23 protein-coding genes are annotated in these 24,532 nt (G+C 68.4%); 12 read left to right on the top strand and 11 right to left on the bottom strand.

From position 1 onward, the window contains the following. Nucleotides 1-93: 93 nt before the first annotated feature. Both TsocGM_RS12565 and TsocGM_RS12560 read left to right on the top strand, forming a co-directional pair. Nucleotides 94-1,038 carry a carbohydrate kinase family protein gene (locus TsocGM_RS12565; RefSeq protein WP_126725721.1) on the top strand — a complete coding sequence of 315 codons (945 nt, stop codon included), beginning with the start codon at nt 94-96 and terminating at the stop codon, nt 1,036-1,038. 92 nt (nt 1,039-1,130) lie between these two features. After that, entirely contained in the window at nt 1,131-2,105 is a 975-nt protein-coding gene (locus TsocGM_RS12560) for a DUF1559 family PulG-like putative transporter (protein ID WP_126725720.1), read from the top strand. 402 nt (nt 2,106-2,507) lie between these two features. Here the strand turns inward: TsocGM_RS12560 and TsocGM_RS12555 are convergent, their stop codons facing one another. Further along, nucleotides 2,508-3,014 (bottom strand): hypothetical protein, encoded by a 507-nt coding sequence (locus TsocGM_RS12555; protein ID WP_126725719.1) that lies wholly within the window; start codon nt 3,012-3,014, stop codon nt 2,508-2,510. Nucleotides 3,015-3,440: 426 nt separating this feature from the next. Here TsocGM_RS12555 and TsocGM_RS12550 point away from each other — a divergent pair, with 426 nt between their 5' ends. Beyond that, nucleotides 3,441-4,385, top strand: coding sequence for a deoxyribonuclease IV (locus tag TsocGM_RS12550; RefSeq protein WP_233578808.1), 945 nt, complete (start codon nt 3,441-3,443; stop codon nt 4,383-4,385). 23 nt (nt 4,386-4,408) lie between these two features. Then, nucleotides 4,409-6,628, top strand: a complete 2,220-nt coding sequence (gene ppk1 / locus TsocGM_RS12545) for a polyphosphate kinase 1 (protein ID WP_126725718.1) — start codon at nt 4,409-4,411, stop codon at nt 6,626-6,628. A gap of 112 nt (nt 6,629-6,740) precedes the next feature. Here the strand turns inward: ppk1 and sixA are convergent, their stop codons facing one another. The 3 genes from sixA to TsocGM_RS12530 are packed head-to-tail and all read right to left on the bottom strand — an operon-like array spanning nt 6,741 to nt 9,430. After that, nucleotides 6,741-7,235, bottom strand: a complete 495-nt coding sequence (sixA, locus tag TsocGM_RS12540) for a phosphohistidine phosphatase SixA (protein WP_126725717.1) — start codon at nt 7,233-7,235, stop codon at nt 6,741-6,743. 33 nt (nt 7,236-7,268) lie between these two features. Further along, a complete protein-coding gene (locus TsocGM_RS12535) occupies nt 7,269-8,117 on the bottom strand; it encodes a dimethylarginine dimethylaminohydrolase family protein (RefSeq protein ID WP_126725716.1) in 849 nt (282 codons plus the stop codon). A 41-nt stretch (nt 8,118-8,158) separates the two neighbouring features. Beyond that, the gene (locus TsocGM_RS12530; protein WP_126725715.1) at nt 8,159-9,430 is read right to left on the bottom strand and encodes an ornithine cyclodeaminase; all 1,272 of its coding nucleotides are present in this window, start codon (nt 9,428-9,430) and stop codon (nt 8,159-8,161) included. A gap of 272 nt (nt 9,431-9,702) precedes the next feature. On the opposite strand from TsocGM_RS12530, the gene TsocGM_RS12525 reads away from it, so the two are divergent. After that, nucleotides 9,703-9,888 carry a hypothetical protein gene (locus tag TsocGM_RS12525; RefSeq protein WP_126725714.1) on the top strand — a complete coding sequence of 62 codons (186 nt, stop codon included), beginning with the start codon at nt 9,703-9,705 and terminating at the stop codon, nt 9,886-9,888. Nucleotides 9,889-9,947: 59 nt separating this feature from the next. Here the strand turns inward: TsocGM_RS12525 and nadA are convergent, their stop codons facing one another. Further along, nucleotides 9,948-10,898 (bottom strand): quinolinate synthase NadA, encoded by a 951-nt coding sequence (gene nadA, locus TsocGM_RS12520; RefSeq protein WP_126725713.1) that lies wholly within the window; start codon nt 10,896-10,898, stop codon nt 9,948-9,950. Between the two features lie 380 nt (nt 10,899-11,278). Between nadA and TsocGM_RS12515 the strand changes: the two genes are divergently transcribed. The 6 genes from TsocGM_RS12515 (at nt 11,279) to TsocGM_RS12490 (ending at nt 17,509) form a co-directional block, all read left to right on the top strand. Beyond that, the gene (locus TsocGM_RS12515) at nt 11,279-12,709 is read left to right on the top strand and encodes a trypsin-like peptidase domain-containing protein (RefSeq protein ID WP_233578806.1); all 1,431 of its coding nucleotides are present in this window, start codon (nt 11,279-11,281) and stop codon (nt 12,707-12,709) included. A gap of 269 nt (nt 12,710-12,978) precedes the next feature. Continuing rightward, a complete protein-coding gene (locus TsocGM_RS12510) occupies nt 12,979-14,124 on the top strand; it encodes a glycerate kinase (protein WP_126725712.1) in 1,146 nt (381 codons plus the stop codon). Further along, a complete protein-coding gene (locus TsocGM_RS12505; protein WP_126725711.1) occupies nt 14,121-15,092 on the top strand; it encodes a thiamine-phosphate kinase in 972 nt (323 codons plus the stop codon). The genes TsocGM_RS12510 and TsocGM_RS12505 overlap by 4 nt, the downstream gene beginning before the upstream one ends. Then, nucleotides 15,076-15,588: a tRNA (adenosine(37)-N6)-threonylcarbamoyltransferase complex ATPase subunit type 1 TsaE gene (tsaE, locus tag TsocGM_RS12500; protein WP_233578804.1), complete on the top strand. Its 513-nt coding sequence runs from the start codon at nt 15,076-15,078 to the stop codon at nt 15,586-15,588. Before TsocGM_RS12505 ends, tsaE begins: the two co-directional genes overlap by 17 nt. Nucleotides 15,589-15,746: 158 nt before the next feature. Beyond that, nucleotides 15,747-16,205 (top strand): hypothetical protein, encoded by a 459-nt coding sequence (locus TsocGM_RS12495; protein WP_126725710.1) that lies wholly within the window; start codon nt 15,747-15,749, stop codon nt 16,203-16,205. Continuing rightward, a complete protein-coding gene (locus tag TsocGM_RS12490; protein ID WP_126725709.1) occupies nt 16,202-17,509 on the top strand; it encodes a P-loop NTPase family protein in 1,308 nt (435 codons plus the stop codon). The genes TsocGM_RS12495 and TsocGM_RS12490 overlap by 4 nt, the downstream gene beginning before the upstream one ends. Nucleotides 17,510-17,539: 30 nt before the next feature. Here the strand turns inward: TsocGM_RS12490 and TsocGM_RS12485 are convergent, their stop codons facing one another. From TsocGM_RS12485 to TsocGM_RS12470, 4 genes are all read right to left on the bottom strand, one after another. Next, nucleotides 17,540-18,223 carry an MOSC domain-containing protein gene (locus TsocGM_RS12485; RefSeq protein ID WP_233578800.1) on the bottom strand — a complete coding sequence of 228 codons (684 nt, stop codon included), beginning with the start codon at nt 18,221-18,223 and terminating at the stop codon, nt 17,540-17,542. Beyond that, on the bottom strand, nt 18,210-19,553 hold the full coding sequence (locus TsocGM_RS12480) for a PhoPQ-activated pathogenicity-related family protein (RefSeq protein ID WP_158633522.1): 1,344 nt from the start codon (nt 19,551-19,553) through the stop codon (nt 18,210-18,212). The genes TsocGM_RS12485 and TsocGM_RS12480 overlap by 14 nt, the downstream gene beginning before the upstream one ends. Before the next feature lie 71 nt (nt 19,554-19,624). After that, nucleotides 19,625-20,617, bottom strand: a complete 993-nt coding sequence (locus TsocGM_RS12475) for a cobalamin-independent methionine synthase II family protein (RefSeq protein ID WP_199756770.1) — start codon at nt 20,615-20,617, stop codon at nt 19,625-19,627. Nucleotides 20,618-20,683: 66 nt separating this feature from the next. Next, nucleotides 20,684-21,316, bottom strand: coding sequence for an immunoglobulin domain-containing family protein (locus TsocGM_RS12470; RefSeq protein WP_126725706.1), 633 nt, complete (start codon nt 21,314-21,316; stop codon nt 20,684-20,686). 377 nt (nt 21,317-21,693) lie between these two features. Between TsocGM_RS12470 and TsocGM_RS12465 the strand changes: the two genes are divergently transcribed. Continuing rightward, nucleotides 21,694-22,446, top strand: coding sequence for an RNA polymerase sigma factor (locus TsocGM_RS12465; RefSeq protein WP_126725705.1), 753 nt, complete (start codon nt 21,694-21,696; stop codon nt 22,444-22,446). A 4-nt stretch (nt 22,447-22,450) separates the two neighbouring features. Here TsocGM_RS12465 and TsocGM_RS12460 read toward each other — a convergent pair whose 3' ends face one another. After that, nucleotides 22,451-23,926: a mandelate racemase gene (locus tag TsocGM_RS12460; protein ID WP_126725704.1), complete on the bottom strand. Its 1,476-nt coding sequence runs from the start codon at nt 23,924-23,926 to the stop codon at nt 22,451-22,453. 109 nt (nt 23,927-24,035) lie between these two features. Then, nucleotides 24,036-24,532: MscL family protein (locus TsocGM_RS12455; RefSeq protein WP_233578798.1), on the bottom strand; the 497-nt coding region annotated here is incomplete at its 5' end.

The raw sequence follows: 24,532 nt of genomic DNA, 5'->3' as shown, positions 1-24,532 counted from the left end.
TCCGAGCCAACAGTCGCAACGGGGTTCCCGACCCCCTCGCCCCCGTCGGAGACGCCCGGAGCATGGGATCGAGGGCACGTCCGAGGAGTTCTTGTGAGCGATCCGAACGACCGGCGCAACCCGATCGGCCCGGTGCTCGGCATGGGGGCCGTTGCGATCGACGAGCTGCTGACCGTCGCGTCCTACCCCCTCGCCGACGGCAAGGCTCGCGTCCTCGGCCGGGCTCGACGGATCGGAGGGCTGGCCGGCACGGCCCTGCTGGCCGCGGCGAGGCTGGGGGTGCCATGCTCCTACGCTGGGGTGATCGGCGACGACGAGGCCGGGGATCTCGTCCTCCAAACCCTCCGCGAGGCCGGGATCGACACGTCCATGACGCGCCGACGGCCCGGAGCCGGGCCGATCCGGTCGACCATCATCGTCGGCAGAGACGACGAGTCTCGGACGATCTTCTCCAACCGATCGGGATTCGTCGGCCCCGATCCGGATTGGCCCCCAGGCGAGGCGATCCGATCCGCCTCGGCCCTGCTGGTCGACCATATCGGCGTCGTGGCCATGCTCCGGGCGGCCCGGATCGCCCGGGAGGCAGGCGTCCCGGTCGTCGGCGACTTCGAGCGTGACGAGGAGCCCGGATTCCGGGAACTGCTGGCAACCACTGACCACCTGATCCTCGCTCGATCGTTCGCCGCTTGGCTGACCGGCAGTGACGACCCGGGAGAGGCGGCCAAACGGCTCTGCGCTCCGGGCCAATCGGCCGTGGTGGTCACCTGCGGGGAGGCCGGGGTTCAGGCGGTTGACGCCCTAGCGCCGGACGAGACGATCCGGGTTCCCGCGCTGCCGGTTCGGGTCATCGACACCACGGGTTGCGGCGACGTCTTCCATGGCGTCTATGCCGTCGCTCTGGCCGAGGGCCGTCCTCTGATCGACCGGCTCCGGCTGGCCTCCGCCGCCGCCGGGATCGTGGCGGGTCGCCCGGCCGATCGCCGCCTCCTCCCCGATCGAACCGAACTGCTCTCCCGGATCGGGGACCTCGGCGGATGACTCGGTAGACGCGAGCGAATCAATCGCGACAATGCAATCGAGAACGACAATCGAGTGTGAGCCCCCCACCGCGGACCCACCCGGATCGAACGATGCGACGTCCCGACTCGACTCCCTCCGGCTCCGATCGGACCGGGGTCGGCCCCGCTGAGGTGCTGGTGATCATCCTCGTCATCGGCGTCCTGATCCTGCTCCTGATGATGGGACTGACTCGGAGCCGGGAGGCGGCCCGATCGGTGACCTGTACTCGAAACCTCCACCAGATCGGTCTGGCGCTGGGGCTCTACGAGCAGGCGACGAGACGGTTGCCGGCGGTGCCGCTGCTCGACGGGACCGAACCGCCCCGCTCCGGGCCGATCGCCGAGATGCTCCAGCAGCTCGGAGTGACCGACCTCACCGCGCTGGCCCCCGACTCGCCTCCGCCCCCCCCCTCGGGAGAGCCTCCCCTCGAAGGTTACCTCCCCGGGGTCGTCTGCCCGAGCGATCGGATGGCCACCGCCCGGGTGTTCCCGGCCCCGGTCAGCTATCGGGCGAACGCCGGGATTGGCCCTGATGGCCGCCTGGGGCCGTTCTCCCCCGGGGAGAGGGTCACAACCCAGGAGGTCGAGGCCGGGCACGGGGCCTCGTACACCGCCTCCTTCGCCGAGCGGCTCGTCGGCTCGGCCGGGACCGCGAAGGAACGCATCCGGGACTACCAGGTCGTCCCCGGGCCGATCCCCGAGGCCGGCTGCCCCGACCTCCCGAGTTCTCCGCTCCTCACCGACGCCGGCCGGTCCTGGCTCGAACTCGGCTGGAGGTCGACCCTGTACTCCCATGCGCTCCCGCCGGCCTCGGCCTCCTCGTGCATCGCCGAGGACGGGCGATCGGCGTTCATGGGAGCCTCCAGCGGGCACGTCGAGGGGATCCGGATCCTCTTGATGGACGGGAGCGTGCGGACTTACGCCCGGTCGGTCGCACCGGCCGTCTGGCGGGCGCTGGGCAGCTATCGGGACGAGGACTCTCCCGAGGCCCCGGTCCCGGACGAGTCGGCGCTCGAGCCCTCCGAAACCGTCCCCGAGCCGAACTGAAGCCTCCCGATCCCGAGCGTCCTGGCCCTCGCCAGGCTCGGTCGCCTCCCGATGGTCGTCCCCCCGGATCCGGGTCTCGGCTCTCCCCGGAACATCGGAGGGGCGTCGTCCGATGATCGTCGCTGCCACACCGTCGGTCAGGGCGATGTCGGCAACGGCGGCGATCGATCTGCTCGGGGTCGCTCCGGATCGAGCATCAGCACGGCCTCTCGGCGACGTCCGGCAGGGCCGGTCTGGATCACTCGATCGCACCAGGCAGACAACGCCCGACCCGTTCGGCCTCCATCGGGTCCGAGCGCGGCCGATGATGCTGCCGGTCCCCCCCGGTCGGCTTCTTCCGGGCAACCGGGTTGCCGCCGAGGGGTCGGTGCGGCGATGCGAGTCGGGAGGAGATTGCCGGGTTCAGCGACCGCGACGTGCCCTCGCCGGCTTCGGGCGGTTCGACTCGGGACTCCCGCTCCGGCCGCTCCTGGGGACCGACAGGCACTCGATGCCGAACAGTACGAGCATGGCGGCAAACGCGAGCACCGTCAGCGGCGCCCCGGGGCCGAGGGTTGCCGCTCCTCCGCCGGAGAAGAGGTAGACCATCACGCCGGCGTGGCCGATCCCATACAGGCAGAAGCAGATCGGCAGGGCGACCGGGATCCGGCCGATCCCCACCGCCCGAAGCCAGGAGCACCAGCAGACGATCCCAGCCGCGAGGACCACCAGTTGGTTCGGCAGCCAGAACGGGCCGATGATCAGCCGACCCGCCCATCCGGTCGTCTCGAACTCACCGATGCCGCCGCCGAGGGCCCTCGGCACGGCCAGCGCGTGCTCCCCCCAGGTCAGGCCAGCCGCCCCGACCACGCCGAGGGTCGCGAGGGTCGCGCCCATCGCGGTGATCAACCGGGACGAGAGTCCAGCCATGGCGGGTTCCCGATCGTTCCGGGGAAAGGTCCGGATCCGAGGACGTCTGAATTCAAGGACGTCTCCTGCCGGCTCCGGCTCCGGCTCGGTCGACCTCCCAGGACGAGGTCGGACGCCCACCTCCGCTCGATGATCCTCTCGGCCGTCTCGGCCTGAGCCATCGTATCATCGACCGGCGTTCCCGTCTCCCCGGCCAGGCTCAGAGGGAGGACACTCCTCTTCTCGACGATCGGCCCTCTCCAACGATCCGGTCGGAAACGCCCCGGTGAGCGGAGAGGCCAGCGGACGTCGGCGTTCGTTCCCGAATGACCCGAGATCGCCGAATCGCGGCGGGCGGTCGGCGTGGCCGTCGGGGGAGGCTCGCGATAGAGTGGGGCCGAGAATCGCAGGGAACGCCGTCCCGAGGACGAGGGAGGGAGGCCGGGCATGGCAGCGAAACGATCGAAGAACGCGGTGGGCTGGATCCGCCGCAAGTTCGGGGCGCACATGAGCATCGCCGGCGGCCACGACAAGGCGGCCCGAGCCGCGGCCGCCCTGGGAATGAACGCGCTGCAGGTCTTCACCAAGAGCAACAACCAGTGGAAGGCCAAGCCCCTGACCGACGATCAGATTGCCGCGTTCCGCCAGGCGACCGCCGAAATGGGGCTGACCGACCCGGTGGCCCACGACTCGTACCTGATCAACCTGGCCAGCCCCGACGACGTGCTCTGGCACAAGTCGATCGACGCCATGACCGTCGAGCTAGAACGTGCCGAGGCGCTGGGGATCGTCGCCCTGGTTAGCCACCCCGGGGCCCACGTTGGCAGCGGTGAGGAGGCCGGGATCGCCCGAGTGGCGGCGGCGCTCGACGAGGTCCACCGGAGGACCGCCGGAGTGCGATGTCAGATCACCCTGGAGACGACCGCCGGGCAGGGAAGCTGCCTCGGCCACCGGTTCGAGCACCTGAGAGCCATCCTCGACCGAGTGACCGATCCCGACCGCCTGGGAATCTGCCTGGACTCCTGCCACATCTTCGCGGCGGGCTATCGGCTGAGGACGGATTCGGAGTACAATGAGACGATCGGGGAGCTAGATCGGATCGTCGGCCTCGGCCGCGTCCGGGCCTGGCACCTCAACGACAGCGCCAAGGGGTGCGGCAGCCGGGTCGATCGGCACGCCGGGATCGGCCGGGGGGAGCTCGGCCTGGGCCCGTTCGCCCGGATCGTGGCCGACCCCCGGTTCGCCGCGCTGCCGATGATTCTCGAAACGCCCAAGGGCACCGAAGGCGGCGAGAACCTCGACGCGATCAACCTCCGCCTCCTCCGCCAGCTGGAGGCCTCGGCCGAGGCCGCCGCGGCCGGCGGCGCGTCCCGGGCCGCCCGGGCATCCTGACGGGTGAGGAAGGCACGCGCCCGATGTCCGAGCCGATCCAAACCGAGGCGATCCCCATTCCCTATGCCAGCCCCGAGGGGGTCCCGGAGGGCTCGGCGCTCGACCCCTCGCTGTTCCTCAACCGCGAGTTGAGCTGGCTCGACTTCAACGAGCGGGTGTTGGAGGAGGCCCGGGACCCGACCGTCCCGCTGCTGGAGCGCCTGCGATTCCTGGCGATCACCGCCTCGAATCTCGACGAGTTCTTCGAGGTCCGCGTCGCCGGCCTCCAGGCTCAGATTTTCGAGCAGCTCGAGCCCCAGGATCCTCCCCCCGACGGGATGAGCCCGATGGCTCAGCTCGTCGAGATCGCCAAGCGAGTTCGCGACTTTGTCTCCCGGCAATACGAAACCTGGCTGCAGGATCTCCGCCCGAAGCTGGCCGAGGTGGGGATCGAGGTCGTCGACCCCGAGGAAGTGACCGCCGAGGAAACCGCGTTCCTCGACTCGTATTTCGAGTCCGAAGTCTACCCCGTCCTCACCCCGCTGGCGATCGACCCAGCCCACCCATTCCCCCACCTGCATAACAAAAGCCTCAACCTCATCCTCCGACTGGAAGGCCAGGACCGCGACCGCGGCGGGGCCCAGACCCCTCGGCTGCTCTACGCGGTCCTCCAGGTTCCCGGAGTGCTCAGCCGCCTGGTCCGCCTGCCGGTCGAGGAGCCGGGGCGACATCGGTTCGTGCTGCTGGAAGACGTCATCGGCCCCCGGCTCGACTCCCTCTTCGGCGGCTTCCGGGTCGTCGGCTACGCTCCGTTCCGCGTCACGCGCAACAGCGACCTCAGCATCCAGGAGAGCGAGGTCAAGTCGAGCCTCCTCTCGATCATCCAGGAAAACCTGCGCAAGCGGATGTGGGGCGACGCCGTTCGGATGGAGATCTCCGACCGGGCCGACGACGCCTTCGCCTCCCTCCTGCAGACCGCCCCGGCGCTGGACCTGGACGATCGCGACGTCTATCGAGTCTCTGGACCAGTGGCGCTCTCGGCGTTGGCGGCCCTCTGCAAGATCGAGGGCTACCGAGAACTGAAGGAGCCGCCCTGGGAGCCCCGACTGCCAACGCCCATCTCCGCTCGACCGACGATCTTCGACGCGATCCGGGAGCAGGACATCCTCGTTCACCACCCGTTTGAGTCGTTTGACGCCGTGGTCCAGCTCATCGAGCAGGCGGCCGTCGATCCTCAGGTGCTGGCGATCAAGCAGACGCTCTATCGCACCGCCGAAGACAACCCGATCATCGACGCCCTCGCCCGGGCCGCCGGCAACGGCAAGCAGGTGACGGTGCTCGTCGAGATCCAGGCCCGGCTCGACGAGGAGAACAATATCTCCAAGGCCCGCATGCTCCAGAAAGCCGGCGTGCACGTCGTCTATGGCATGGTCGGGCTGAAGACGCACTGCAAGGCCGCCCTGGTCGTCCGTCGAGAGCCAGACGGAATCCGTCGCTACATTCATCTCGGCACCGGCAACTACAACCCGACGACGGCCCGGCTCTACACCGACCTCGGCCTCTTCACCTGCAGCCCCGAGTTCGGCGATGACGCCTCCGCCCTGTTCAACCTGTTGACCGGATACTCCCACGGCCACGACTGGCGGAAACTCCACGTCGCGCCGTTCCACCTGGTCGACAAAGTGCTGGAGATGATCGATCGAGAGCGTCAGCACGCCGAGGCCGGCCGACCCGCCCGGATCATCGCGAAGATGAACGCGCTGGTCGACCCCAGGGCGATCGCGGCCCTCTACGCCGCCTCCCGATCCGGCGTGAAGGTCGACCTGATCGTCCGGGGCATCTGCTGCCTCCGTCCCGGGGTGCCGGGGGTCTCGGAGAACATCCGGGTTATCAGCATCATCGACAAGTTCCTCGAACACTCGCGGATCGTGTACTTCCAGAACGGAGACGCCCCGGAGTTGTACCTCTCCTCGGCCGACTGGATGCCGCGCAACTTCAACCGACGCGTCGAACTGCTCTTCCCCGTCGAGGAGCCGAGGCTGCATGACCGCATCGTCCGCGAGATCCTCGGCGTCTACCTCGCCGACAACGTCAAGGCCCGCGAGCTTCAGCCCGATGGCACGTACCGCCGCCTCTCGCCCCCTCCCGATGGTCCCGCCATCCGAGCCCAGACCGCGCTCCAGGAGCAGGCGACGCGCCGAGAGCTGCCGGCGGCCGTCGCCTCGGCGGTCGACGGGCTGGGACTGCCCGTCAGGTTCCGCTGACGCGATTGGGAGGGCAAGCATGCCGTTGGATTTGCTCCGCCAATCGGAGCATCCTCCGGCCCCATCTCGGAAGCGGCCTTGATGCAACCCGTTCTCGGGAAGTGATTCCGGATCAGCGGCGGATTCGCCTCAGAAGCCGGGGGGGGGCCAGCCAGTCGAGCCGGTACACCCCCGGTCCCTCCACAGCGAAGCAAGCCAGGCCCCCCTTCTTCAGCGCGCAGATCGGGGGAGCGTCGTCTCCCATCGGCAGCACGGTGACCAGCTCCGAGAAGGCGGGGTTGTGGCCGACGATCATCACCTCCTCGCCCTCCTGGCCGCTCAGCCAGGACCGGATCGCGGCAGCCGACTGATGGGCGAGCAGGGCCTCATCTCGTTCGACTCGATCCGCCAGACCCAGCGCCTTCGCGACGATCTCCGCCGTCTGTTCGGCCCGGGGCAGGGGGCTGGTGACGATTCGGTCGGGCTGGATCCGCATCGCCTTCAATCCCTGGGCCACCTGCTCCATCCGACGCCTCCCCTTCGGGGTCAGCGGGCGTTCCCCCTCCTCAACGGAGGGCGTCCCGCTCGGGAGAGCGATACCGTGACGGAGGACGTAGAGCGTTCGCATCCTTCGATCCTTCCGGGCCGCGATCCGGGGGGCTCAGCCGGTGGCGGCACTGGCGGCCGTCCGCCACGAGGCGGCGTCCTCGCCGTCAAGCCGGAAGGTCAGGCACTTGGCGCTTCCCCCGGCCTTGATGAACTCGGTCAGGTCCAGGGGAACCGCCGCGAAGCCGAGCCGCTCCAGCTCCCTGGCCAGCTTCGGCGCCCCCCGGTTGAGCAGAACCGACCGGCCGACGACCACCGCGTTGCAACTGAAGGAGAACGCCTCCTCAGCCGACACCTCGATCAGGGTCCAGATCCGGTCCTGGAGCACCGATCGGCCATACTCGTCGAAGGCGCCGGGAAAGTAGATCGCCGCGTTGGGGGCGATCGGGCAGAAGCAAGTGTCGAGATGATAATATCTCGGGTCGACCAGCTCCAGAGGCAAGACCTCGACCCCGAGCCGGTCGCCGACCCATGACATCGTCCTCGCGTCCGATCGGAACCGGTAGCCGGCGAACAGGGTCTCGCCACAGAAGAGGGCGTCGCCGGCCCCCTCGAAGTGCATCCCGTCGGGGGTGTGCTCGACGCGGAAGCCGTGCTCCGCGAACCAGCGGTCGAAGACAGGTGTCTCCCCCTGCCGCTCGCCGTAGCGAAAGCGGGAACTCAGGAAAAGATCGCGATAGACGAGGCCCGCGTTGGCGGTGAAGACAAGATCCGGGAGCCCTTCGACCGGCTCGAGCAGTTCGACTGCCGCGCCGAGGCCGATGAGCGCGTCGTGCAGCGCCTGCCATTGGCGAGCGGCCTTGTCCGGGTCGCTCTTGACCCGGCGGTTCATCCACGGGTTGATCTCGTACTCGATCCCGTAGAACCGAGGAGGGCACATCAGGATCCAAGGCGTTTTGACCATGGCGGGTCCTCCCGCTCATCCGTCGCGATCAGGCGCTTGGCTCAGGGGCCGGCGAGCTCCGCGGCGAGCGATCGGAGAAACGGCTCCACGTCGGTGACCATGCCGATCGTCTGGAACGTGCCCCGATCGGCCAGCTTGGTGACGGTCGCGGGGTTGATGTCGACGCAGACGACCTGAACCGAGGCCGGCAGCAGGTTCCCCGTGGCGATCCCGTGCAGGGCCGAGGCGATCAGCAGCGCGAAGCCCACGTCCTTGATCGCCGCTCTCATGGCCCGCTGGGCGGCCAGCGTGTCCGTGATCACGTCCGGCAAGGGGCCGTCGTCCCGGATCGACCCGGCGAGCACGTAGTCGACCCCCGATCGGATGCACTCATACATGATCCCCGAGGTCAGCCGTCCCGACTCGACCGCCTGGCGGATGCCGCCGAGCCTCCGGATCGTGTTGATCGCCCGCAGGTGGTGCTCGTGGCCGTGTTCGAGGGCCTCTCCCTTCTCGAGGTCGACCCCGAGGCTCGTGTTGTAGAACGCCTGCTCGATGTCGTGTGTCGCCAGGGCGTTTCCGGCGAAGAGGAGCTGGATCCATCCCTCCCGGATCAGCCTCGCGACATGCCCGGCCGACCCGGTGTGCACGATCGCCGGGCCGCCGACCAGCAGCACCTTCTTGCCGGCCTGGCGGGTAGCCCGGATCGACCCGGCGACGCTCCGCAGGCTCACCGCCTTGGGCTTCTCACTGGAGACGCGAGAACTCATAAAGGCGAACGGGCTGGCATCCCTCGGCCGCTCGAGCGGCACGACCCGAACGCCGACGTGGCCGACGACGATCGGCATGCCGAGAGGCACGTCTGCCATCGCCACGCAACGGGCCGTCGGCGGATCTCCGGAGACCGTCAGCCCGCAGTCCATCTCCTGATCGAGCACGTCGATCCAACGGCCGCCCACGCGAACCTGGGTCGGTTGGTTGGTCGTGCTGTAGAATCCCTCGGGAAAGGCGCCCGCGACGTCGGCGGGAACAACCCGGGCGTCCTCGGCATGCAGTGGCCAGGCCCCGTGCTCGATCAGGTCGCCGACAATCTCGTCGAGTTTCTCTGGGGTTTCGGCCCGCACGGCGATCACCGCTCGGCTCGGGTCGACGCGGCGCGTGCCGATGACGCACTCCCGGATCTCGAAGCTGCCGCCCATCTGGAGGATGCGGTCGAGCACCTTGGGCAGCAGCAGCGAGTCGACGATGTGGCCCCGGACCTCGACCTCCTCGACGGCCCCCGTCCCCGCGTCCGGCGACTCCCGATCCGTCCCCGTCGGCTCGGCCTGACCCATGACGTCGGCCTCCGTCCCGGTTGGTGATGACGCATCCCCGGCGGCATCATCCCATTCTATCCGTCCGGGCCAGGGGCGTCAGGTCCGGCCTGAGGGTGACGGATATTCCTCCCCATCGCTACAACCGGCCCGGGACGGGGATCGGGTGGGATACGATTCATGCGTATTGTCAATACATAGGGTATCGTCAAGGTGGACCGAGTGGAATCGTCCCGACCTCCGGCCAGAGCGCCGGGGACGATGGTCAGCGAACCCACGAGGGGGACTCGCCGATGAAGTTGACCGAGTTCTACCAGGAAGTCGCCCGCAAGGCTGACACGCCGAAGGTGCAGATCAACGCCGCCGATGTGAGCCGGGTGCTCTCGGTGATGTTCGACATCCTCGAGGACCTTAAGCCCGCCGAGGCCTTCGACCTCATCTCCAAGGGCCTCTCGTCCGCTGCCAAACGGAAGCGTTGAGCCGGCCTCAGACCAGCCGGGGCCTCCAACAAGGCGGCCCCGGCCGGGGCGTCCTTCGATCACTCGAAGAAACTCCGCCTCAGGGACTCGGCCGCCCGGTCGAACTCTGGCCGCCACCGAATCTCGGGGGCTCCGTTCTTCAGGCAGTCGCGCAACTTCTCCAGCGTGTTCCGGGCCATGTGCGGGCAGTTGTTGCAGGCGCACGTGATTCCCGGCACGGGGAGATAAGTATGCCGGGGGACGGCGTGCTGGAGCTGCCAGAGCATGTTGGCCTCGGTGGCCACGAGGAACTCGGTCGGAGACGCGAAGCGGTCGACGAACCGGATCATCGCCTCGGTGCCGCCGATGAAGTCGGCGTGCTCTCGGATGTTCGCCGGGCATTCCGGGTGGGCGACCGTCTTCGCGTCGGGCTTGCGGCGCTTCATGCGGAGCAGGTCATTGACGCTGAAGACCTCGTGGACCATGCACGAGCCCTCCCAGAGGATCATCGTGCGGCCAGTGACCTCTTCAAGGTAGGAGCCGAGGTGGCGGTCGGGCACGAAGAGGATCTCGAACTCCTCGGGCACCCGACGGATGATCTCCTCGGCATTGCCCGAGGTGACGATCCAGTCGGAGAGGGCCTTCACACTCGCGGTGCTGTTGATGTAGGCCACAGTCTGGAACCGCCGGCCCTCGGCGCGGAGGGCCTCCTGCCGGCGTTTGAGGAGCGGAGCGGGGCAGCTGTCGGCCAGGCTGCAACCGGCCAGGGGGTCAGGCAGGAGAACGCGCTTCTCGGGGTTCAGGATCTTGGCCGTTTCGGCCATGAAGTGGACGCCGCAGAAGACGATGGTGCCGGTGCTGACGGTCGTGGCGGCCCGGGCGAGCTTGAGGCTATCGCCGGTGAAGTCGGCCAGCTCCTGAATCTCGCCGTTCTGGTAGTAGTGGGCCAGGATGGTGGCATCCTGCTCGCGCTTGAGCGCCTCGATCTCGTCGAAAATGTCGAGGGAGGGCGTTGTGGACGTGGTCGTCACAGGGGGGATTCCTTGTTTTTTACGTGGCGGAGGAGAAACCCACGGGTCCCCCGGTCGGTCGATCGCCGGGGGGGTCTTCGTGATCCTACGCCGCCCGGGAGCGGATCGTTCATTATGAAGGATCGATTGGCGGGAGGCGAGGGGGAGGGGGCGTCGTCGGGGCGTCGGCGTCCTCGCTTCGGGGTTGAGCGATTCTCTCGGGGGCGGACGGCGGCCCCGGGGGTTTGTTCGGGATGTGCTGGGAGTGGCGTGCCCGCCGCCAAACTGGGCCGACTGGGCGCGAACGCGGAAGGGACCGGGGGACGATCAATGGGACGAAGAACGTGCCTGGCCGCGCCGGCGGGCCGGCGAACCGAGGACCCGCAGAGAGGACCACCAACGTGCTCTTGCCCTGGATGACGCGGCGTTGGATCTTCTGGCTGATGGTTGTGGCGGCCGGGGCCTCGACGGGCCCCTCGGCGCCGACCGCGGCCGCCGCCGGGGGCCTGGCGTCGAGGAGGACGCCGCTGGTCGAGGCGATCGAACGGGCGATGCCCGCGGTCGTCAACATCACCAGCGAGAAGCGGGCCCAATCCAATAGCCGATGGCCCTTCTCCGCCGAGGAGAACCGCCGCCCGCTGGTCAGCGGCATGGGAACCGGCGTGATCCTCGACGAACGCGGCTTCGTGCTCACCAACCAGCACGTGGTCGACAAGGTCGCCGATATCCGAGTCTACCTCGCCGACGGCTCCTCCTACCCCGCCCGGGTCCTCCAGGAGGATCGCGCGATGGACCTCGCCCTGCTGAAGGTCGATGCCGGCCGACCCTTGCCGGCCATCGCCATCGGCACCTCGTCCGACCTGATGATCGGAGAGACGGTCATCACCATCGGAAACGCCTTCGGCTACGAGAACACCACCTCCACCGGCATCATCAGCGCCCTGGGCCGCAACGTGACCCTGGCCGACGATCAGGTCTACCGCAACCTGATTCAGACCGACGCCGGCATCAACCCCGGCAATTCCGGCGGTCCGCTGATCAACATCGATGGCGAGCTGATCGGCATCAACGTCGCCACCCGGGCCGGCGCCCAGGGAATCGGCTTCGCCCTCCCGATCGACGACGTCAAGCCCGTGGCCGCCGAGATGATCAGCACCCGACGGCTCGTCGGCGCCTGGCATGGCCTGGTCGCGGTCGAGCGCGTCCTCGACGGCGCCCGCCGCGTCGTCGTCTCGGCGATCGAGGCCGGTAGTCCCGCCGAGGAGGCCGGCCTGAAGCCCGGGGACCAGATCGTCCAGGCGAACAACCTGGAGGTCACCAATCCGATCGACCTGGAGCGTGCTCTGCTCGACGCCGGCCAGGGCAAGCCGGCCGCCGTGGTCGTCGACCGAGGGGGAGAGCGTCGGGAGCTCTCCCTGACGCTTCGCCCCCTCGGCCAGGCGGCGGCCGCCGCCTCCGAGTCCCCGGCGATCGAGCCAGACGACCAGCTCTGGCGACTGCTCGGGATCAAGACCCAGCACGTCTCCCAGGACTATGTCGCCGTCGCCTCGCCGAAGCTCCGGGGAGGCCTCTACGTCCGCGAGATCCTCCCCGGTAGCCTGGCCGACCGCGCCGCCATCCGCCCCGGGGACATCCTCGTCGGCATGCACGTCGGCGATCGCCACCTCGAGACGATCCGCCCCGAAAACATCCTGTACATCCTCCGCCAGGCCGAGTCCGTCGGTGCCCAGGCCGTGCCGTATTACATCGTCCGCTCCAACATTCTCCATCAGGGGACCCTGAGCCTGACCGACGTCTACCAGGCCCAGGCCGTCGGCAATCCGGTGCGATAATCGATCATCCTGGCGACTCGTCGCCCCCGATTCCCTCTGAATCCGGCACCGAGACGATCGACGAAGGCACCTCGAAGGGGGGCGATCTCCCCTGGGATCGTCCCCCGCCTCCCCCTTCGGCATCCCCACTCTTCCCCCGGGTTCCAGCTCCCCGCTCCGGAACCCGGTTCTCACTCGCCCTCCTTCCCGCCGGTTGGCGGCCGGCTCCGCCTTGGCCGCTCCCCCCGAGATCGGCTATCGTTGAGCCGAGCCGGACCCGGGAGCCCCCGATGCGCATCCTCATCGCCCCCGACAAATTCAAGGGAAGCCTCTCGGCCGTCTCCGCCGCCCGGGCCATCGCCCGGGGAGCCCGCCGGGCCGATCCCGAGGCCGAAATCGACGAGGTCCCGATGGCCGACGGCGGCGAGGGGACCGTCGACGCCCTCGTGACCGCCACAACCGGCACCTTCCGCACGATCCGGGCCACCGGCCCGCTCGGCGACCCGGTCGACGCCCGATTCGGGATCTCCGGGGATGGGCGCACGGCCTTCGTCGAGATGGCCTCGGCCTCGGGTCTCGTTCTCGTCCCTCCCGACCGCCTCGATCCGACCGTCGCCACCACGTTCGGGACAGGGGAATTAATCCGAGCCGCGCTCGACTCCGGGGCCGATCGCATCATCGTCGGCATCGGCGGCAGCGCCACCAACGACGGTGGGACCGGCATGGCCGCTGCCCTCGGCTATCGCCTGCTCGACGAGGAGGGGAACGATCTCCCCCCCGGCGGAGGCCCCCTGGAACGGCTCGATCGAATCGACCCTCGCGGGCGAGACAGCCGGCTCGATCGTGTCGAGATTGCCGTGGCCTGCGACGTCACCAACCCCCTCTGCGGCCCCGAGGGCGCCTCGGCGGTCTACGGGCCGCAGAAGGGCGCCGACGCGAACGCCATCCGACTCCTCGACCGCAACCTGGCAAGGCTGGCCAGAGTGATCGCCCGCGACCTCGGCCAAGACGTGGCCGACCTGCCGGGCGCCGGCGCCGCGGGAGGCCTGGGGGCGGGTCTGGTCGCCTTCGCGGGAGGGCGGCTGGAGCGGGGGGTCGAGCTGATCGCCCGGACGGTCGGCCTGACCGATCGGCTCAGGCAGGTTGACCTCTGCGTCTCGGCCGAGGGACTGCTCGACGAGCAGACCGCCCACGGAAAGACCGTCGCCGGGGTCGCCCAGCTCGCCCGGGAGGCGGGCTGCCCGGTCATCGTCCTGGCCGGCGGAATCAAGCCGGGGGCCAGAGCCCTGCTCAAGGCCGGCGTCTCCGCCTATTTCAGCATCTGCGACCGGCCCATGTCGCTCGACGAGGCGATCGCCGACGCGGACGCCCTGCTGGATCGGGCCGCCGAGCAGGCCGTCCGAGCCGTCCTCGCCGGCCGAGGGGGCCAAGAATGACCACGCCGGTCGGGCCGTTGGGCGAATTCGAGCTGATCCGCCTCCTCCGAGCGCGGGCGGTCCCGCATCCCGGAGTGGCGCTGGGGATCGGCGACGACGCGGCGGTCCTCTCCCCAGGTCGGCCCGGCTCGTCCCTCGTGGTGACGACGGACCTCCTCCTCGATGGCCGCCACTTCCTCTTCTCCGAGTGCGGCGCCGAGGCGGCCGGATATAAGAGCCTGGCGGTGAACCTGTCGGACCTCGCCGCGATGGCCGCCCGGCCGGTCGCGGCCTTCGTCGCCGTGGCGCTGCCGAGGAGTTCGGCCGCCGAGGTCGCCCTCGGCCTGATGGACGGCATGGCCCCTCTGGCCGACCGCTTCGGCCTCACCCTGGCCGGCGGCGACACGAACGCCTGGGAAGGGCCGCTGGTCGTCTGCGTCACCGCGATTGGGGAGGCAGACGCTCCCGGCCCCATCACCCGGTCGGGCGCCAGGCCGGGGGATGCCGTCCTCGTCACCGGGCCGCTCGGCGGCAGCATCCTCGGTCGACACCTGAGGCCGGAGCCGAGAGTCGTCGAGGCCCTGGCCCTGCTTGAATCAGCGGAATTGCATGCCCTGATCGACCTCTCGGACGGTCTCGCCTCCGACCTCGGCCACGTCCTTGAAGCCAGCGGCGGCCTTGGGGCGTGCCTCGACGCCGAGGCGATTCCGATCCACTCGGACGCCTTCCGGCTTGCCGACCAGACGGGGCGTCCTCCTCTGGAGCACGCTCTCGGCGACGGCGAGGATTTCGAACTCTGCGTCATCGTCCCGCCCGGGGCGGCCTCTGCCCTGCTGGCTTCGCCACCAGGAGGCGTCCGGCTGACTCGGGTTGGCACGATCGACGACGGCCCGGGGCTAAGGCTCCGCTCCCCCAAAGGGAAGATCGAACCGGTGCGAACCCGAGGGTTCGATCACCTGGCGAGCCGGGGGGATGGCGATGCGGGTTGATCGGCAGACCGGCGAGCTGGTGGTTTCGGTGACCTCGGAGGAGGAGACGGTTCGCCTGGGCAAGGCGATCGCCTCGGCCGTCGGTCCGGGGGACGTCCTCGCCCTGGTAGGGCCGCTCGGGGCCGGCAAGACGAGGCTCTCCCGAGCGATCGCCGAGGCGCTCGGCGTCGACCCGGGAGCGATCGCGAGCCCAACCTTTGTGCTGATCCACGAATACGAAGGGCGCCTGCCGGTTTACCACTTCGACGCCTACCGCCTCGATCACCCCGACGCCTTCGACGCCCTCGGCCCCGGCGACTACTTCGGACGATCGGGGATCTGTCTTGTCGAATGGGCCGACACCGTCGCCGACCGCCTGCCGGACGACTCCTGGTGGCTTCGGATCGATCCCACCGGTCTGGAGTCGAGGCGCATCCTGCTGCGGGCCCCGGCGCCGGCGATAGGCCGAATCGCCGAGTCGCTCGAGGTCGGAGGCCCCGACTCGGACCCGGATTGACCGGCCGCCGACCGCGACCTAGGGTCCCGATAGCGGGCCAGTCGGCGCCGGGTCGACGCTCCGCCCCGGACACTGGGAACCCCCGTCCTTCCCCGACGGGTCTCGACGATCGCCGAAGGGCGGGCCGGGGCAAGAGATTGCGCAAACCCTTGAAGTCAATGTCCAAGCTGCGCCACCGATCCGACTTCGTTATCGCTAATCAGCGCGCGGCTCGGCCGGCTGATCGCCGGGCCTGGCCGCGCTTCGCGTCGGTCGGCGTCCGGTGCTGGATGGGCTGGTGGCCCGAGGGGAAGCCCCGCGTCGAGCAGGCGGTGGTCCTTGACGTCGGGCAGGGCGGGGCGGCCGTCGTGTCTCGGGTTGCCCCTCGACGGGGGAACCTGATCTGGATCCGGCCGGTGAGCGCCATGAACATCGGCTGGATCGAGGGGACCGTCGCCCGGATCTCCGGCCCCGGCTGGCTCGGCGTCTTGCTGGGCCAACCCGCTGAGATTGGCATCCGATTCCACGAGGTCTGCGCCTGGGAGGCGCTCCGGGCGGCCCTGTTCGGCGAGGAAGGGCCAACCACCCCCGAACTCCAGCCCCCGACACTCCCCGGCCCCGGGAGAACCGGACCGTGAGCATCGCGACGAGCCCCCTTCCCCCGACCGAGGCCAAGGAGGCTGCGCCGTTCCGACCGAAGGCGGTCACCGACTTCGCCTCCGCCGGCTTGAACCCCGCGCTGATCGAGTCGCTGGTCCTGAAATACTTGCTCGGCGTCGGCGTCGCCAGCGGCCGGAAGGTCGCCCACGAGCTCGGCCTGCCCTTCGGCCCCTTCCCGGAATTCCTCCGGGGCCTCAAGGCCCAGCAGATCGTCACCTACACCGACGCCGCCGCGGCCAACGACTACCACTTCTCACTCACCGACGCCGGCCGAGCCCGGGCCCGCGGATACCTGGAGGAATGCGCCTACGTCGGCACCGCCCCGGTTCCGTTCGCCGACTACGTCGCCTCGGTGGAGGCGCAATCAATCGCCACGGAGAATCCCAAGGAGGCCGACCTCCGCCGTGCGTTCTCCGATCTGCTGATCTCCGAAGACATGTTCCGGATGCTTGGTCCGGCCATCAACTCGGGCAAGGGCCTGTTCCTCTATGGTTACCCCGGGAACGGCAAGACGAGCATCGCCGAACGCATCACCCGATGCTTCGGCACCACGGTCTGGATCCCGCGCACCATTCTCGTCGAAGGCCAAATCCTCAAGCTCTTCGACCCAGCCAACCACGAGCCGATCGAGAACGTCCGCAGCAGCCTCCTCCGCGAGGACGACCAGGATGACCGCTGGGTCGAAATCAAAAGGCCCACCATCGTCGCGGGCGGCGAGCTGACCATGGAAGCGCTGGAAATCTACTACGATCGGGACAATAAAATCTGCGAGGCCCCCCTCCAGATGAAGTCCAACTGCGGCACCTTCCTCATCGATGATTTCGGCCGCCAGAGGATGGCCCCGATCGAGCTGCTCAACCGCTGGATCGTTCCGCTGGAGAAACGATACGACTTTCTTCGCCTGCCCAACGGCAAGCAGATCCGAGTCCCCTTCGACCAGTTGATCCTCTTCTCCACCAACCTGGAGCCCAAGGACCTGGTCGATGAGGCGTTCCTGCGCCGCATCCCCTACAAGATCAACGCCTCCGATCCGACCGAGGCGATGTTCCGCCGTATGATTGAGATCTTCGCGCCGAAGCTCGGCTTCCGAGAGATTGATCAGGCCTCGGTCGACCACCTGATCGAACACCACTACCGCCGCATCAACCGCCCCTTCCGTTGCTGCCAGCCGCGCGACCTGCTGCTTCAGGTGAAAAATTACTGCATCTACAACGATCTGCCGCTGGAAATGAAGCCGGAGTACTTTGACTTCGCGGCCGAGAACTACTTCACCGTCCTCTGAGCCGGACCCGACGCTGGGGAGAGCCGCCGGTCAGGGCGCTCCGGTCCCTCCCATCCGATCCAGGCGCCCCCGGAACTCGGCTCGCCAGTCGTCGGGCAGCGCCTCGACGTCGGCGGCCCTCCGGATCAGATCGCCGTCCTCCTTGTCGATCGCCATCGCCCGCGCGGCCTCGGAGATGGTCAGATCCCAATCGGAGCGACCGATGCGAGCGACGGCATCCCCGGCACCAATCTTCCCCTCGCTCCTCACGCGGAAGTAGAAACCGAAACGCCCGGATGAGAGCATTCGCTTGACCATGTCCGGGCGATCGAAGCGCAGGTTCAGCTTGAAGCAAGGGAGCCGGGGCTGAGAGACTTCGAACTCGGCGTCGCCGATCCGGAAGCGATCGCCGATGCGGATCCCGTCCTCCCGCCAGCCTCCGGAGATCGACAGATTCTCCCCGAACGCCCCCCAAGGCAGCTCGACTCCCGGTAGCTCGGCACGCCAGGCGTCGTAATGCTCGCTCGGGTAGACGTAGACCGCCTTGTCTGGCCCGCCGTGCACGGAGCGGTCCGACTGCTGGTCCCCTTCCAGGCCCTCCCGCCGGGCCATGATTCGACCCTCGACCGGCGTCTTGAAGATCGCCGTCGAGGTTGGCCGCCCCCTCCACAGCTTCAGAAGGGGGCGGCCAACATTCACCGAGAGGACGACGCCCATCGGCTTAATCCTGCTCACCGACACCGGTATCCTCGCTCGGATCCGGGCGGAACTCATGGATCGGTGTGGTCAGGTGGTAGTCGATTCCGTCGATTTCGAAGGTGAGGTCGAACAGGGCCGCCACGGAGCCTGACTCCGGCCGGTCGAGGGAAAGGGTCCAGGTCGCCGAGCCTCCGCCCAGCTCCGGTGCAACCGCCTGGCTCTCGTACCGGTCGTCGCGGAGATCGCGGTCGGAGGAGCGAGCCACCCAGACCTTGACTTCCTTCGGCATGGGGCCGGACGGGACGGTCAGGATGTAGTGCGCGACCCCACCCTCGTCGACCGTTCGCCAGGAGAACCGAGGCCGCTCGGCTCCCGTCGCCAACTGGCGGACCAGGGCGCCCAGGCCGTTGATGGCGTAGTCCCGGTGCTCCTCCAGGCCGTGTCCGGCGTTGGGCAGGTAGATGACGGACTTCGGCCCTCGGATGTCATCCCAGTAAAACCGCATCGAGTCGTGGGTCCAGTAGCGGTCGTTCGTGCCGTTGATTTGCAGCACGGGGATGTCGATTCGGTCGAGGTAGAAGTAGGGGTCGACGATCCGCCAGAGTTTCCTACCTTCCTCGGTGTCAAACGTCTCGGTTAGCCCCCGGCGGGTGTAGTCCTCGATCTGCTCGCTGTACTTGCCCCAAAGGGCCATCTGATTCTCGGTGTTGGCCTTCATGTTTAGTGTGGGGATGACCATCGGCGCGATCGCGGCGACGCGGTCGTCCACGGCGCCGGTCAGCCAGGTCGTCCAGCCCCGCTTCGAGGCGCCGGTGACGACGAACCGCGAGACGGGCCGTCCCCGACGTTCGCCGAACTCCTGGGCGGCGTCCATCGCCCGGACGGCGCTCTTGACCATCGGTTGCAGCAGCGGCCAATCCTCCTCGCCAGTCTCCAGAAAGTTCACGAACGTCTCGCTGATCAGGTCGTCCTCGACGCGGTCCCCCAGCAGCGGCTGGTTGGGCACCTGAGGCAGGACCGCGACCCGACAGCCAGCGGCCGAGGCGATCGCGAAGGCCTGCAGATCGTCCGACGGCTTGTGCTGCGATCGGCTGCTCCCCCCAGTGATGAAGAGGACCATGATGTCCTCGTGGTCGACCTGGGCCGGCTCGTAGATCCGGAACTGATGCGTCCAGGGGATGTCCCGCCAGGTCTGGGAGGTCAGGTCGAGGTGATGGACCGTCCCGATCGGCGTCGTATCGTTCTTGGTCTGCTCCCAGCGATAGCTCGGGTCGGGTGTGGTGACGTAGGAATGCAGGTCGGCGTTCGCCAAGGGGGTCAGCGGCATCCCCAGGGCCAGTGCCAGGGCCATCAGCGGGCGGTGCATCTCGGGTTGGCTCCGTATCGATGGATCCGTTTCACGCAATCGGGGCCGAAGGGACGACGAGGGACGGGGCGTCATCGCCCCTCAAACAAATCCCGGCCTCGGACGAGGGCCCGAAGCTTGGCGTCGGCCACGGCCCGGGGAAGCATCCAGAGGCCGCAATCCGGGTGAACGAAGCGGAGCCGATCGGCACCCAGGACCGAAGCCGCCCGCTCGATCCGCCTGGCGACGACCTCGGGGGTCTCGACAACGTTGTCCTTGATGTCGATCACTCCGATCCCCAGGCCGATCCTCGGGTCGACGCCGAGGAGCGCCTGCAGGTCGGCCTCCGGACGGCGGGCCAGTTCCAGGACGAGGTGGTCGACCTCCAGCGCGTTCAGGAAGGCGAGGAGCGTCTTATACGCCCCGCGCTGGATTACCTGTCCGCCGTAGTTGCCGAAGCAGAGGTGAACGGCCTTCTCTCCCCTGGCCGATCGGAGGAGGCGGTTGATCCCCTCCGCCGCGATCGGGGCGTCGTCAGGGTTGCCGGTGACGTTCGCCTCGTCCACCTGGAGAACGCTCGCCGAGAGCCCCTGGACTTGCCGGGCGAGCACGTCGGCGATGGCGAGGACCACCGCCTTCCGATCTCCATAGTACTCGTCCCCGAGCACTCGGGCGAGCATGTAGGGACTGGTCAGGGTGAACTTGCGGGGGAGGTCGGTCAGGGCGGCGACCTCGGCGTCCTCCGAGGGAAGGTCGAGTCTCCCCTCGACGATCGGGCCGACGACGATGCCCGCGGGCCGGGAGCGATAGGACATCGCCGGGTCGGCCCGCCAGCGGCGGACCTGCTCGGTGGTCGGCTCCACCGAGACGCCACCCATCGGACGAACGAAGGCATCGATCATCCCGTTGGTTTCGGGATGATTCGGGTCGAATCGGCCAAGCTCGCCGTCGCCAATCACGTCCAGGCCGGCGAGTTCCTGGATCTTCAGGACCGATCGCAGGGCATCGAGCCGGGCCTCCCGGGACGGGAAGGCACGCAACCAGCTCGGGGCGGGATAGCTGCCGACGACGGTCGTCCGGATCACAGCGATGCCTCCGCTCGGCCGATCGGGCAGGCCGGAGTTGAGCATCGCAAGGCGGGAGGGCCCGGGTCAAGCCCCTCCCTGATCCTCGGCCGCCATCGATCGGATCTGCACGATGAGCGGGCGGAACCAGTCATCCTTCCAGAGTCGGAGCACGGCCGAGGACCAGGCCTCGGCCTCGGTCGCTCCCTCTCCCAGCCGGTGGGAGCGGTGCTGCGGATCGGAGACGATCTCCCAGCCCCCGTCCCGCCGCCGGGCCTCCGCGTCAGGGAAGAAGACACGCACCAGGTCGAGATCGGTCATCGTTCGCTCCGGAGTCGAGGACACCTCGGACGGGTGGAGATCACGGGCCTCCGGTCGGCGGAGCAGCATCTCGCCATCCCCGAGCATCCGGGCGCCGAAGGCAGCCCGAACCTGGGAGACGATCCGGTCCAGTCCCAGCATCCTGATCAGCTCCTCATGAATGGCCTCAGCTCGCTCCAGCGGAAGCCGGAGCCGATCGGCGAGCTCGGCAATGCCCCCTCCCCGCGTGATCAACCGGAGGGCCCGACGGTTGCGCGACGAGAGCAAGCGCCGACGAGAGGGACGTCCCGTGACACCGACGACCCTGATCGCCACGCCCTCGACCAGGAACAGCGGGTCGAGGAGGCCGAGTTGGATCAGAGGGTGCTCGTCCCGAACCATGACGACGACCGTCTCCATGACTTTCCTCCCCTTCCCGGGGTATGCCAGGCGCGGACCACCCCCGGGCTCGCCCCTGGATCGGTGGGAGCTCCGCAGGCGGATCGATCTCGATCGGGCCGACGATTCGTCTCAGGCCCGGCGGCCCCCTCCGCGAGCATGGAGCCGACGATCGCTCACCTTCCCATACGGCGGCCGCTCGGCACTGTTAGGACTTTCCTTTCATTTTTTTCGTACCGACAGGCATTCCCGACGATCGGGCCGATTCGAGGCCGAGACCCGGATGGAGTCCATATCGCCCGGCCTCGGGTGATCGATACAATAGACACTCGCGCGAGGTGATAACCCGATCCAAACACGCCGATCTCCGACCTTAATCTGAGGCGAGGTACCCGGCGATGCGAAACGAATCTGCTTACCTGAGCCGCATCTCGACCGAATGGGACCTGGTCTTTCAGGCCCACAATGGCCCCCCCGCCGAGGTCTCGGCCGCCCAGACCCGGCTCATGGCCCGGTACGCCGGCGCCGTGCACCGCTACCTCCTCGGCGCGCTCCGAGACCCCGACCTCGCCGCCGAACTTGACCAGGAGTTCGCCCTCCGTTTCCTCCGCGGCGACCTCCATCGCGCCGATCCCACTCGGGGCCGCTTCCGGGACTTTCTGAAGCGAGCCCTGCGGAATCTGATGCTTGATCACCTCCGGAAGCGTCGTCGACAATCGGCCGTCTCAATCGACTCCGACGATGTCCCCGAGCCGATCGCTCCCGAGCAGGAGCTGCCCGACTTCGACCGGCAGTTCACCGAGAGCTGGCGACGGGAGTTGATGGCTCAGGCCTGGGCCGCCCTCTCCCGACACCAGGAGCAGACCGGCCAGCCCCTGCACACCGTTCTTCAAATCCGCTCCCGTAATCCCGGGAAGCGGTCCCCGGAACTCGCCGTTCTCCTGTCCGCAGAACTGGGGAAACCGATCTCCTCCGCCTGGGTCCGAGAGGCCCTGTTCCGTGCCCGAGAGCTGTTTGTCGGCGCCCTGCTCGATGGCGTCCGCGCCTCACTCGTGATCCCCTCCCGGGAGCTGATCGTCGAGGAGCTCACCGAACTCGGGCTGCTCGACTACTGCCGCCCCAGCCTCAAGCGTCGCGGGCTGGTCGACTGATCACTCAGCCGGTCGGCCCGGGGAGGTCGTCGAGACCGAGTGATTCGAATCGCCAGTCCTCCTCGCTGGTGTACGACTCGAAGCTCGGCTCCACCGCGAAACCAAAACCGGCGCAGCGAAGCGAGCCAATCTCGAAGCGGCCGTCGCGGACGGCCGGGCCGATGATCGTGCCCTGCTCGGCGTAAAAATCGGGGTGCGCCGCCAGCGCCGCCCGACGGTCGGCCTCGGGGAGGTACGACAGCCCGGGGTGATAGTAGTGACCGTTCCGCTCGACGTGCCCCAGGCCAAGCGTCGCGACCAGGCAGAGATCCGATTGCACCGGGACGACCCCAACCGAGCACAGGTCCTCTCCCGTCATGATCAGATCCGTCCGAGCGCCTCGATCGTTCCGCACCCACGTCACGCCGGCATTCAACAACGATTTGACCGGCCCCTTGCAACTCTTGCTGCTCACCCCCCGGTAGCCGACTTCCAGCGCCTTTGGGTAGGCGTCCGAGGACCCGTCCGACTCGTCGATGATCACCGGCCTCCAGGCCGAGAGGGCCCGGATGGCCTCCGAGTGACTCGAGTCGAGAGCGATCGAGCGCTCCAACGGCTGCTCGATGGCGACGACCCGGTCCAGCAGCCGATTGAGGCTCGGCTCCGATCGCAGCGACTCGAACAGCGAACACACCGCCCAGGCGTCCTTGAACTGCTCGTTGCCGTCGAGCGTGACGATCGCCGGGCGTTCTCCCAGGCGATCGAGGATCGCCGCGATCCGAGCGAGGCGGTCCCGGTCGCAGTCCGTCTCTCCCGAGAGCTTGATCTTGAACCCCCGCAACCCGCATCGATCGATGGACTCCTCCAGCGCCTGGGGCAGCCCGTCATCGACTCGCGCTTCCTCGGCGATCTCCGAGGCGGTCAGCGGGTCGAGCAGCCCGACGGTATGGCGGACGAGGACCGATTCCCTCGGCCGATCGGGCAACCAATCGGCCGGTCGCAGACCGGTCAACTCCGGATGGACCTTCCCCGGCTCGATCCGGAACAGGTCGCGCCGGATCGCCGCCGAGAAGCCAAGCCCGGCGGCCCGGGCCAGCGCATCCATGATCGCCCGCTCGACCAGGCTCACCCCGAAGCCGGCCAGCAACGGGTTGAATCTCCGACGCTCCCCCTCGGTCCGGGAGTATCGATCCGCCTCCAGCCAGGAGTCGAAGAACCCGATTGGTTTGCGGGCAATCTCGGCGAACGCCGACCGGGCGATGGCGACCGAGCCGATCAGGTCGGCGACCTGCTCGCGGTACGACCGGCCCGGCGTCTTGTCGAACCAGCCCGGAGGCAGGCAATCGCCCGACCAGCCCCGATGGGGCCGGCCCTCGACCTCGATCGTCACCTCCAGCAACGCCTGGGGGCATCGGCTGAGCGTCGCCGCTCCGTAACGGAAGGGCAATCGGGTCGTCGAATTCCTCAGACCCAGGCGGGAGTCCTTCAGGGCATACCGCATCGCGATCGTCCGGGTCGATGGGCGGGGCAGGGGAGGGGGTCCGACCCGAGGAGTGTGCTTCCACAACGGCCGATCGTCAACGGCCCCAGCCGCCCGCTCGCCACCTGGATCAGGCCCCCGGCACCCCTCCCCGCGCCGGTTTCAGAACCGGGGGAAGGTCGGACGTGCAATACGCACACCGGCTCGCCTGATCAGGGATCTTCGACAGGCAGAACGGGCACTCCTTGGTCGTCGGCTCGGACGGGTCGGGCGGGTCGATGGCCTTGCGGATTGAGCCGATCACCTTTCTGATGACCAGGAACAGGGCGATCGCGATCAGCGCGAAGTTCACGATCGCGGCGAGAAACGCTCCGATCCGGATTCGGCCAATCGTCCAGTCGGCCAGCGTCTCCACCTCCGGGGTGACATAGCTGAGCATCGGCATGAGCACGAACTCGACCAGCCCGTTGACCACCTGCTGGAACGCTCCGCCGAGCACAGGCTCTGTCGCAAAGAGAGCCGAAATGGGGGTGGGCCCGGTTGACAGTTTCGATGGAAGGGGAGGCACCTTCGTGGTGGACTGGGTCACAGCGACAATCGCCAGCACCCCGAAGGGCCCCCCCGATG

It is taken from the genome of Tautonia sociabilis, assembly GCF_003977685.1.
Taxonomy (GTDB): domain Bacteria; phylum Planctomycetota; class Planctomycetia; order Isosphaerales; family Isosphaeraceae; genus Tautonia; species Tautonia sociabilis.
Note: the sequence above shows the minus strand (reverse complement) of the source record. Positions and strands in the feature narration are given on the sequence as shown.